This window comes from Halomonas colorata (assembly GCF_014897985.1).
Taxonomy (GTDB): domain Bacteria; phylum Pseudomonadota; class Gammaproteobacteria; order Pseudomonadales; family Halomonadaceae; genus Vreelandella; species Vreelandella colorata.
This window is the reverse complement of the sequence record NZ_JABUZA010000043.1, coordinates 24990-36341: the sequence shown is the minus strand read 5'-3', so window position 1 is coordinate 36341 and position 11352 is coordinate 24990. Positions and strand designations below refer to the sequence as shown.

General features: G+C 54.9%; 10 protein-coding genes and 1 riboswitch. Of the genes, 7 read left to right on the top strand and 3 right to left on the bottom strand.

The genetic code is table 11. The features are described from left to right. Nucleotides 1-228: 228 nt before the first annotated feature. The 7 genes from INT33_RS17320 (at nt 229) to INT33_RS17290 (ending at nt 8121) form a co-directional block, all read left to right on the top strand. A complete protein-coding gene (locus tag INT33_RS17320; protein ID WP_226940253.1) occupies nt 229-1275 on the top strand; it encodes a hypothetical protein in 1047 nt (348 codons plus the stop codon). 301 nt (nt 1276-1576) lie between these two features. Continuing rightward, entirely contained in the window at nt 1577-2287 is a 711-nt protein-coding gene (locus INT33_RS17315) for a hypothetical protein (RefSeq protein WP_193092553.1), read from the top strand. A gap of 200 nt (nt 2288-2487) precedes the next feature. Then, nucleotides 2488-2695, top strand: a riboswitch (cobalamin riboswitch). A gap of 136 nt (nt 2696-2831) precedes the next feature. Then, complete coding sequence (locus INT33_RS17310) at nt 2832-4637, top strand: TonB-dependent receptor domain-containing protein (RefSeq protein ID WP_193092552.1); 1806 nt, start codon at nt 2832-2834, stop codon at nt 4635-4637. A 43-nt stretch (nt 4638-4680) separates the two neighbouring features. Further along, nucleotides 4681-5541, top strand: a complete 861-nt coding sequence (locus tag INT33_RS17305) for a cobalamin-binding protein (RefSeq protein ID WP_226940255.1) — start codon at nt 4681-4683, stop codon at nt 5539-5541. Further along, nucleotides 5541-6524 (top strand): FecCD family ABC transporter permease, encoded by a 984-nt coding sequence (locus INT33_RS17300; protein ID WP_193092550.1) that lies wholly within the window; start codon nt 5541-5543, stop codon nt 6522-6524. The genes INT33_RS17305 and INT33_RS17300 overlap by 1 nt, the downstream gene beginning before the upstream one ends. Next, nucleotides 6524-7288 carry an ABC transporter ATP-binding protein gene (locus INT33_RS17295; protein ID WP_193092549.1) on the top strand — a complete coding sequence of 255 codons (765 nt, stop codon included), beginning with the start codon at nt 6524-6526 and terminating at the stop codon, nt 7286-7288. The genes INT33_RS17300 and INT33_RS17295 overlap by 1 nt, the downstream gene beginning before the upstream one ends. Before the next feature lie 221 nt (nt 7289-7509). Further along, nucleotides 7510-8121, top strand: a complete 612-nt coding sequence (locus tag INT33_RS17290) for a Yip1 family protein (RefSeq protein WP_018917396.1) — start codon at nt 7510-7512, stop codon at nt 8119-8121. A gap of 183 nt (nt 8122-8304) precedes the next feature. On the opposite strand, the gene INT33_RS17285 is transcribed toward INT33_RS17290, so the two are convergent. From INT33_RS17285 to INT33_RS17275, 3 genes are all read right to left on the bottom strand, one after another. Then, complete coding sequence (locus INT33_RS17285) at nt 8305-9192, bottom strand: NAD-dependent epimerase/dehydratase family protein (protein WP_018917395.1); 888 nt, start codon at nt 9190-9192, stop codon at nt 8305-8307. A gap of 80 nt (nt 9193-9272) precedes the next feature. Next, nucleotides 9273-10037 carry an ABC transporter ATP-binding protein gene (locus INT33_RS17280; protein WP_193092548.1) on the bottom strand — a complete coding sequence of 255 codons (765 nt, stop codon included), beginning with the start codon at nt 10035-10037 and terminating at the stop codon, nt 9273-9275. Then, the gene (locus INT33_RS17275) at nt 10034-11089 is read right to left on the bottom strand and encodes a FecCD family ABC transporter permease (protein WP_193092547.1); all 1056 of its coding nucleotides are present in this window, start codon (nt 11087-11089) and stop codon (nt 10034-10036) included. Before INT33_RS17275 ends, INT33_RS17280 begins: the two co-directional genes overlap by 4 nt. Nucleotides 11090-11352 lie beyond the last annotated feature (263 nt).

Sequence of the window (11352 nt, the reverse complement as noted above, 5' to 3'; positions counted from 1 at the left end):
CAATTTGGCGGCGAGAGAGTGGCGAGAAGGTCAGCTTTTCAGGTACCATTTTGGAAGCGGCTGTTGGTGTTGGTTTTGGTGTAAGGCCCTGAAACGTTAACACTTTCAGCCGCTTTCTTTTATACCCTGTGAGAAATCCGGGCTAGCCCCGACAGCATGATGACGGCAGGACATATGTTAAGCGTCGGGACTGTGTTTATGAACGGCTTTTTTTTAGTGGTGTTTTGTATGGCAATGATAAAAAACACGGCTTACAGCCAGGTATTAGCATTCTGGGGCGGGGGGCTGTATTTCGGTTTTTTATTTGTATTTATTTTAGGCATTATTTGGATCAATACATTACTCAAACGCATCCCTCCTATTCGCCTAAACCGCCAGCGCCGTGAAGTTGCTTTTGTAGTAGAACCCCCAAGTCGCTTCTGGCTTCCCGCGCCTCAAAATCTGTGGTTAACGTCTGCGGCGGGTGTAGCTGCAGCGGCACCAGGAGGAATGGGGGTCATTGAAATTGGCGAATGGCTGCGCGGTGCCCGGGAGAGTTTCCCTGTGGGTTTAACGCTACTGCATATCGGCGCCATGGCCTTTTTCTTTGTTTATCCTGCTATTTATGACGCCCTCTGTCGGCTATTCAAACGCGAGCGGCGCACGGTGTTGGTGCCCTGGGAAGATGTGGTCGCGGTGTGTGGCTTCAATCCTAACCTGGGTCCAGGGGCGATCACCGGCTTTGGCTGGAACTTTGCGCTGCTGCCGCCGGATCCGGAGCGCCCAGGCTATACACTGCCAGGGGCGGGTATCATCGTCAGCGTGGGTGGCCTGCCCGGAGCGTTGGCCCAGTGGGAGTATATTCGTCGCTTTATGGAAGAGGGGGAAGAGGCCATTACCCCTTCCGCCAAAGAGTGGGGCGTCGAGTGGTACAATGCCTATGTGGCCCGTGAAAAAGCTGAATGCGAGCGTACGAACGACCCAGCCAGGTGGAGGCGCTTTCGGCGTAAGCGGCTCTGGGAACACGCCCGCTTTGCTCACTGGTACACCGAATACCGCATGAAGCATATCCTACCCAAAGCTGTGCCCCGCGACTGGCTTGCCGAGTGGTCGAAGCCTTTACCCGAATCCCAATGGGCCAAGCCCTCGCCAGCACTTGCTGAACTGAGCGGAGCACTCCGTGCGGCTTACCAGCGCGGTGAAAAGTTTGTTGAAATGGGCGATGTCGAAAAACGTTTCGGCATTAATTCTATTAAGTTCAGGCAAACCCCTTACCCTTCGTTTCCATTTAAATAGGAGTGGGGCGTTCTATGCGACTTCGCATGATAGGTGCATGGCGAGCTAGGCAGACATTTAGAAAATTCAACATGACTAGATGCAGTGAGAAAGTAAGCCACGGGGTAATCGCTTAGCGTCTGCGGTAGCGTGGTATTGATGAATGTACTTGAGTAGTAAATCTTACCGATTACTTGGCCACGCCACGTTCAGAGATATATGTTCGCAAAGCCTTCCTCTGGAAGCCTGGTTGTGCAATTGGCTATTCCAAAGAGGCAAGATAACATGCTGGTATTATCAAACGCTCTATAAGGAAGAAGCCATGTCGATGCATGAGTTTGAAGACCTAGTGGAAATGTCAGTCCAGAGTCTTGATCAAGCTGGCGAGCATAGCAGCGAGGATTTGCGTGATCTGTTTTACAATCTTTACCAATTTCAAGCGTCATGGGATACCAGTTTCACGCATTTTCGAGTGATCGATACTCTGCTGGAGCATAAGTTTGTGTATCAGTTTGAGATATCTCAGCATCCTGATTATGCGGAGCACGAGACGTTTTTTAATGGAATCAGTGATTTTTCTTTCATAAATTTAAAGCCACAAGAAGAGTGGCACGAGCAGTCCAATCCAACGGCAGGTTATATCAAGCCTCCTTATTTATTTTTTGATGCTAGTTCACCTCTTTGGCAGCAGTTTGTGGAACAAGGTGATCTTATAGGCAGTGATGCGTTGCCCCCCAAAACGATAGATACTGTAGATATGGTTAAAGAAGTGATTTTTTCCGCTAAATCTCAGGACGATCATGAATTGATCAGTCTCTGGTACACGGCGTTAGGTTTACATGTTGGGTTATTTTCTTCAGAGGAGGAGCAGATTAGTATTAAGGAAAGCTCAAGTATCAGCAATATTAGAGATATAGTACTGGAAACGAACGCTTTAGAGATTGATGCAGGCTACGGTTTTTTAGCACAGCCTACGCCTGACCTGGTTGAGGAAGATGCTTTTTTAACCTGGTGGTTTCAAGTAGGCGAATAATATTTTCAGTTGGGCAACATTAAACTATGCAGAGCATACCTTATTTGTACCCATTGATTATATTTTCGCTTGGTATTGAGTGATTTCGGCTAGATTGGAAAAAATGATCTGCTACCAACCGGTCAGGGCAATCGTTTTTTAAATGTTGTGTTTTGTACGGTAAGGAACCCGTCAAATTGACCGGGTCACGACAACTTGCTAGTTTACGCGCTCTTTCAGGTGTCGGCGGCCAAAGCCGCTGGTGAAACGGGAAGTTGGTGCCCAATCCAACGCTGCCCCCGCAACGGTGATCAAGTTAAGAGCCCTCGTTACCACTGTGCAATATAAACGCATGGGAAGGTGAGTGCTTGGAAGCGTCAGTGTGCTTCGCTTGTCAGCCCGGAGACCGGCCTGAGAGAGAGGGCTATATCAGCCGAACATGCCAGGACGCGGTGGGCGCTCTCAAGGCGATTAGTGACTTCCTGCTATTCCCTTGTGGTGCCTGCGCTTGGCGATTATAAAAACCACGCTGTGCGGGTTGGCACAGCGCGCAAGGTACCTCCTCATGCCTAACTATCTTCCTGTTTCTGCCGCGCTTGCTGCGTTGGTTGTATCTCCCGTGGTCGTTGCTCAGAGTGACCTGCCAAGCGCTCAAGCTGGTTTGCAAAGCACTCTTAACCCGGTAGTGGTTACTGCCGCGCTGGCGCCGCGTACGGCCAATGACAGCCTTTCCTCGGTTACCGTATTGGATGAAGCCACGCTGCGCCGCCAAGACCCGGTGAGCATTACCGATCTGTTTCGTGGCCAGCCGGGGGTGGATGTAAGCTCTAACGGCAGCTTTGGAAAAAACAGCAGCGTGTATATTCGCGGTACTGGAAGCGGCCAAAATGTGCTGTTGATTGACGGTATTCGTTTACGTTCAGCCACCAGCGGCGGGGCTGCCTGGTCGTATCTTGACCCGCGTATGTTTGAGCGCGCTGAAATCGTGCGCGGACCACGGGGTAGCCTGTACGGTGCCGATGCGATTGGCGGGGTAGTGCAGTTATTTACGCCCCAAGCGAGCGAAGCGGGGCCGCAGCCGAGGTTTTCGATAGGCGGTGGTTCGTTCAATACTCAGCGAGTAAGCGCGGGAATCAGCGGTCGCGAAGGCGGTACCCGCTACAGCTTTGCGGGCAGCCACTTGACTACCGATGGCCAGCCGGTTCGTCGCGATGGCGAAGATAAAGGCTACGACAATACCTCTGCGTTGGCGCGGGTTTCGCATACGTTTGAAAATGGCGCTGAGGTGGGTGCCCTTGCGCTACGCGCTCGGGGTAATAACGAATACGATGGCGGTGAAAACGACTTTGTTCAACAAGTAGCCGGTATTTATGGCGAGTTGCCGATCAAGAACAACTGGCACAGCCGCCTCACGCTGAGTGAGTCCCGCGATGAGAGCGATGACTATGCAAGCTTTGGCGACTCGGTATTCAACACCAAGATTAGCACTGCGCGCTGGGAAAATATTGTTACCGCGGGGGCTCACGAGCTGATCGCAGGCGCTGAATACAGCGAGGATAAGGTTGACAGTACTATTGAATACGATGAAACCAGCCGCAGCAATAAAGCCGTATTCACCCAGGCGCTGCTGGACTTTTCACCGTTAACCCTGCAAGCCAGCTTACGCTTTGATGATAATGAAGCCTACGGCGATGAAGTCACCGGCAGCCTGGCAGCAGGCTACGCGCTGGATAACAACCATACCCTGCGGGCCAGCTATGGCACGGCGTTTAACGCGCCGACGTATAACCAGCTTTACTACCCGGGGTTTGGTAATCCGGACCTTGAGTCTGAAACCTCTGAAACCGTTGAAGTGGGTGTTCGTGGCCAGTATGCGCAGTGGTTTTGGGATGCCGCTCTCTATCAAACGGATATTGATAATCTGATTGCGGGGCAGGGCGTTCAGTCTAACGTACCTTCGTCACGGATTCGGGGGGCAGAGCTTGCCAGTGGCGTTGAGCTAAATGATTGGATACTGGCTGCCGCGTTGACCTACACCGATCCTGAGAACCGCTTAACAGGCAATCGGCTGCAGAATCGCGCTACGCAAAGCGTACGTCTGGATATCGACCGCGAATTAGGTAAGTGGTCGCTGGGCGGTTCGTGGGTCGCCCAAAACCACCGCTATCGTGATGCACAAAACCAGGATCGGCTAAGTGGTTATGGGCTGGTCAATCTGCGCGCCGGCTGGCAGTTTGCTCCATTGTGGAGTGCTCGCCTTACATTAGAGAACGTTATGGGCCAGGATTACGTGACCACACGCTCCTTTGACGGCGCGGACTATTTAAATGCGGGACGGGCAGGTTTTCTGAGTGTTCATTTTGGTCAATAAAGTGCATAAATTGGCGCGAACGGCGCTGGCCCTCGTGCTAGTAATGCCTGTGGGTATGGCGCAAGCGAATCACCATGCGCGCTGCGTGGTGGATGATCGCGACCGCGAAGTCTGCCTGTACAATCCTGCCCGGCGCATCGCCACGCTGTCGCCTGGCGCCACTGAGCTTACCTACGCCGCCGGTGCGGGTGAACAGGTGGTGGCGGTGGTCTCCTTTAGCGATTATCCGCCCGAGGCAAAGCAGGTTGCCTCAGTGGGCAGCCATACCCGTATTGATCTTGAGGCGCTGGTAAGCCTTGCCCCTGACCTGGTCGTTGGCTGGGTCACGGGCAATCCAGCCGAGCAGTTGGAAACGCTGGAAGCGTTAGGCCTATCGGTCTTTTATATTGAGCCCCGCACAATTGAGGGCGTGGCCAGCACGATTGAGCGCATCGCGCGGTTGGCCGGTACCGAAGCCGCCGGGCAAAGTGTCGCTGATGGTTTTCGGCGCCAGATGGTAGCGCTTGAAAATCAATATGAACACCGTGAGCCGGTCAGTACGTTTTACCAGGTGTGGGACGAGCCGGTTATGAGCGTTAATGACCAGCATCTTATTGGCCAGGTCATTCAGCTGTGCGGCGGGTTTAACGTGGTGGGAGAACAGTCACGTTTAGTTCCACGCCTTGATGATGAGGCCGTGCTGGCAGCCAATCCTGAAGCTATCGTGGCCGGTGGAATGGGTGAAGAAAACCGCCACTGGCTAGCCCACTGGGAGCAGTATCCGTACCTTACGGCGGTGGTCAATAACCATCTGTTCTTTGTACCGCCTTCGCTTATTCAGCGCCCGACGCCGCGCATGGTACAAGGTGCCAAAATTCTGTGTGACCAGCTGGATAGCGTTCGCCGAATGCGTGGGGCGCGGTAATGAGGAAAGTAGCGCAAGGCAGCCTAAGTGCGCCCTTGGGAGTGCTTGTCCTTGCCGCGCTAATCGCTTTGCTGTTTGCCGTGAGTATCGGCAGCGCCTCCCTCTCAGTTGCTCAACTGTGGGCAGTTGCCCAGGGGCAGGGCGAGCTTTTAGCCAGTACGCTGGTGTGGGAGTTGCGTTTGCCCCGGGCGCTTTCTGCGTTTGCAGTCGGCGGCTTGCTGGCGGTAGCCGGGGCGCTGATGCAAGTACTGCTGCGCAACCCTTTGGCCGACCCTTACGTGCTGGGGCTTTCCGGCGGAGCCTCTATTGGCGCGCTGGCAGCCATGCTGGTGGGTCTGGGCGGTTTCCTGGTATCGGGGGCGGCATTTATAGGCGCGCTGTTTTCAACGTTATTGGTATTTGGTTTAGCGCATGGCCGTGGCGGCTGGAGCCCTGCAAGGTTGCTGTTAACCGGGGTGGTAGTCGCTTCAGGTTGGGGGGCTGTGATTACGTTGATGCTGGCGATGAGCCCTGCCGAGCGTCTGCCGGGCATGCTGTATTGGCTGATGGGCGATCTTTCCTATGCACGCACTCCTTGGCCGCCACTTTTACTGCTGCTGACAGTATGTCTGCTGCTGGTGCCTTTGGGGCGAAGTCTCAACGTGCTGGCCCGTGGCGCACCCCAGGCCGCCGCGCTGGGCGTTAACGTACGCCCGCTGGAGTGGGGGATTTATGTTCTTGCCAGCCTGCTGACGGCAGCGGCGGTCACCACCGCAGGCAGCATTGGGTTTGTGGGGCTCGTGGTGCCGCATATGCTGCGTTTGCTATTAGGTAACGACCAGCGGCTTATTCTACCCGCCTGCGCGCTGGCAGGCGGTACGTTGCTGGTGTTGGCCGATACCTTGGCGCGTACCATGATTGCCCCTGAACAGCTGCCGGTTGGGGTGATTACCGCGCTTTTGGGCGTGCCCACGTTTTTATTTCTGCTCCACCGGAGCCGCTAATGAGCATATTGACCACTCAGCAGTTGGTGATCGATGTGCCTAACCGCCCAGGCGGCACACCGCTGAATTTGACCATTCAACCAGGGCAGGTGTGGGGTGTGCTAGGCCCTAACGGGGCGGGTAAAACTACCTTACTGCATAGTCTGGCTGGGCTGCGCGCGCCACGCTCCGGGAGCGTTCACCTTGACGAAGCACCGCTTGCCAGCCTACGTCGCCGCCAGGTCGCGCAAACGTTAGGGGTCGTGTTTCAGGAGCGAATGGATAGCTTTCCGGCTACGGTGATGGAAACGGCGCTGATTGGCCGCCATCCGTTTCTTTCCGCCTGGCAGCGGGAAAGTAACGCTGACTACGCGCTTGCAGCTCAGGCGTTGGCCCGGCTAGATATCGCTCCCTTACGCGAGCGACTGGTTAATACGCTTTCCGGGGGCGAGCGCCAGCGCGTTGCTCTGGCCACGGTTCTTACTCAAGCTCCCGCTATCTGGCTTGCCGATGAGCCGACCAATCACTTGGACCTTCATCACCAAAGTGCCGTCATGGCGTTAATGGCCGAGCAGGCGGCAAGCGGCAAAAGTGTGGTGATGTGCCTGCATGATCTTAATTTAGCCGCCCGCTGGTGCGACCAGATACTGCTTCTGTACCCTAATGGGGAGGCCAAGTGGGGCCCTCGCGAAAGGCTGCTAACCGCCGGTACGCTCGAAGCGCTCTACCGTCAGCGGCTCACGGTCGTTGAGGTCAATGGTGCGCCGGTATTTGTGCCGATATAAAGCATATCAACGCTGTCGCTAATCGCGTGAGGGGGAATAGTGGTGAAGGTAAATATCTTTATTGAACAGTGGCCATTATGCGCCATAAATAGGCCTTGTGATCTACACTAAATATGGGCCTGAGCTTTGATTGTCGATCCGACTGATCATCACCTGATTTTAACACCCGATCCCAACAGCTGATCCCAATAACAATGCCATTGCATTAGCGGGAGGTCGTTATGATCCACCATGTTTGGGGGCTCCTCCATCATCCTGACGTAGAGTGGCATAAAATCAGCGACGAGCATGAGTCCGTCAGCCATCTCTATGCCCATCATGTGCTTATTCTGGCGGCTATACCTGTGGTCTGTGCGCTAATCGGCACAACCCGTCTGGGTTGGACCTATGGCGGTATCGATACCTATAAGGTCTCTATTACCAATGGCCTGGCGCTAGGTGTTGCGTTCTATGCGCTGATGTTAGTGGCCGTTGGTTTGGTCGGCAATGTGATTTACTGGCTAGCCCGCAAGCTGGAGAGCCGTCCTAGCCGCCGCGACTGTATTATTTTCGCGGGATACATTGCCACGCCGATGTTTCTGAGCGGTGTTTTTGCGCTTTATCCGGTTTTCTGGTTTTGCATGTTGGGCATAGTGATTGGCCTACTTTACAGCGCTTACCTGCTCTACAAGGGAACGCCCAGTTTCCTGGGTATCAGCCATAAGCGTGGCTTTATCATGTCAACCGCGACGCTATGCATCGGCGTGCTGGTATTAGAAGTGCTGCTTGCGATCGTTGTGCTGCTATGGAGCATGGGATCTGAACACAGCGTGGTGTGGCGGTTCTTACGATAGCAAAATAGATAGCAAGATAGATGGCCCCGGAGGTGCAGTCAGCAGCACTACGCACGAGGCATATTGCCAAGCGCGTAGTCCTCATGCACTGATCAGGAATCTTACAGGGAATCCTTTTCTGAGATAGTGAGGCGAGATAGTGAGATAAGAAAGTAAGACAAGAAAGTAAGACGTGTTGATTTACTACTCCAGCTCAGCTCGCCAAGAGTGACGCGGTTCGAAACCCACCAGGCGCCGCGCTTTGTCGATACTGTAGAACGTCTCATATTCTCCCATTGCGTGCTGTACAGGTACGCCAGGATAGAAGCGCTCAATCACCTGGGCATTGGTAAGCCCTACCGATAGATCCTCATTGGCGACGTTAAACACCTCGTAACCCAAACCATCCGTTTTCAGACAGCAGTCGACCATCTGCCCCAGGTCGCGGGCATCGATATAGGCGAAGATGTTGCGTCGGCGCAGCGCCGGGTTATCCATATACGCTGGGAAGTTCTGGCGGTATTCATGAGGCTCGATCACGTTATTGATACGCAGGGCGTAAATGTCGATGCCTGAGCGCGCTTGAAACGATCGCGCGGTTACTTCGTTGACTACCTTGCTCATGGCGTAGCTGTCTTGCGGCACAGTGGGGTGTTCTTCATCGATAGGCAGGTAGTCTGGCAGCTTCTCGCCATCGGCAAAGCAGATGCCGTAGGTGGTTTCGCTGGAGGCAAAGATTATCTTGGGGATGCCCAGCCGGGTGGCAGCATCCAGAATATGGTAGGTGCTTAGCGTGTTGATACGGTAGGTTTCGTTATCCGGGCGGTGCAGAATGGCGGGGATAGCGGCAAAGTGAACGATGGCGTCGTAGCGTGGCATTCCAGTGCCCGGCTCCAGCTCATCAAAAGTGGCGTAAGCTTGGCACGCATTGAACACTTGGCCCGCGTCGGTCAGATCTACCTTCAGCGTGGTGATGCCCGGCACATCGGACGCTACCCAGTCCAGATTGGTGATGCTGTGACCCTGGTCGCGCAAATACGCGGTCGCATGACGGCCAGCCTTGCCGCTACCACCGGTAAACAAAATACGCATGTGGAGTTCCTGTTTATTGTAAGAGTTCGTTACAAGGACCCACACCTTAGCAAAGAAAGCGTTACACCGCCGAAAAGCGTTTAAACCGCGCTTCTAAAACGCATGAACCGCTTGCCATCAACTGGATCATCTAGCACATGGGCATACACGCCGAACGTCTCTTGTAAGCACTGGGCGGTTAGCACGTCATGTGGCTGGCCGCTGGCGATCAGGCGTCCACCGTCCATCACGCCAATGCGGTCGCACTCCATGGCCTGGTTAAGGTCGTGCAGGGAAATTACCACGGTGATGGGCAGCTGCCTGACCAGCTCAAGAATCGACAGCTGATGACGAATATCCAGGTGGTTGGTGGGCTCGTCCAACAGCAGGATTTTGGGTTGCTGGGCAAGTGCCCGGGCAATATGCACGCGCTGGCGCTCGCCGCCGGAAAGGGTATGCCAGAGGCGGTCCGCCATGTGCGCCATATCCACATCATTCAGCGCCTGATCCACAATGGCGTCATCCTGAGCTGACCAAGGGCGAAGCGCCGAAAGGAACGGCGTTCTGCCCAATGCCACGACTTGGCGCACGTGAATCCTGTCGGTAGTCTCCGCCTGCTGTTCAACCAGCGCGACTGATTGGGCGATATGTCGCTGGCGCATTTTTGCGATGGGCTGGCCGTCGATACGAACGTGGCCCTTTTTAGGTTTGTTCAAACCTGCCAACAGGCGTAATAGCGTAGTTTTACCGGAGCCGTTCGGGCCAATCAGGCCGAAGGTCTGGCCGGGCGCTACATCAAGACAAACGTCTTCTAACAGCGTGCGCCCATGTACGCTCCAGCCCAGCTGTTGTGCAGTTAATTTCATCGGTTCCTCGTGCCGCGCACAAGAATCAACGCAAAGGCCGGCGCGCCAATCAACGAGGTAATCACCCCAATCGGCAGTACCTGGCCGGGCACCAGAATGCGCGAAAGAATATCTGAGCCAATCAAAAACACGGCGCCAGCAAGTGCCGAAGCGGGCACCAAACGCGTATGTTGGGTACCCACGATAAAACGCATGGCATGGGGAATTACCAAGCCCACAAAGCCAATAGCGCCGACCATCGACACCATAATGGCTGTCACCAGCGCTACCGCAATAATTAAAAGCCCCCGCGTTGGGCGAACGGCGATACCCATGGACGCCGCGCTGTCGGCGCCGAAGGTAAAGGCATCCAGCGCGCGGCGGTGCCAAAGGCAAATCAACAAGCCGCCCAGGGCGGCAGGAAAGGCGATTGCCACATCGCTCCAGCGCACCCCAGAAAGGTTGCCCAAAAGCCAAAACATGATGCCGCGGGCTTGTTCGGCACTGGCCGACTTGGTAATGATGAAGGCGGTGAGCGCGTTAAACAGTTGAGAGCCTGCGATGCCCGCTAGAATAATGGCCCCGGCCGCCTGAGTGCTACGCCCGCCGCCGGTACCGCTACTGGCTGCATGGGCAAGCAGTACCACCAAACCAAACGCGAGGCCAGCACCGGCAAATGCCCCCGCGGATAGCGTTAAAGCACCCGCGCCAAGCCCCGCCACCGTGACGGCCACGGCACCGGTCGAGGCGCCTGCCGATATACCCATCAAGTACGGGTCGGCCAGGGGATTGCGCAGTAACGCCTGGAGCACTACACCCGCCAGGGCCAGCGCGGTGCCGCAGCACGCAGCCATAATGGCGCGGCTTAAGCGGTAGTTCCAGATAATACCCGCGTCAATGCGATCAACCGCGTAGTTAGCGCCCAGCAGATGATTGGCCAATACTTTAAGAATTGTATCCACAGGAATCGAGGTTTCACCAATCGCCGTACCGGCGAGCAGCGCTACCAGCAATACCAAAGGGGCAAGCCAGAGCCAGTGCGCCTGAGCGCGCGGCGCTTGTGTACTTTGCATGGTAACCGCTTTCATAGCATAAAAGAGGTAGCAGGTAGAGCGGGGAAAGGCTTCATGGGATGGTGTTCCGGGTGCCGATGGATATAAAACTCGACAGACTGCCGAAGACGTGATGATAAAGCACGAAAAACCTTTGCGATTGATGACTTGCTCAAGCGGGGAGGTGGCTACACCCTGATGCCATCCTCTATAATGCGCGGTTATTGTAGAGATTTTATCAGCTCTTGGCTCTATCGATATTCTCTTGTCAGTGATGAATAACT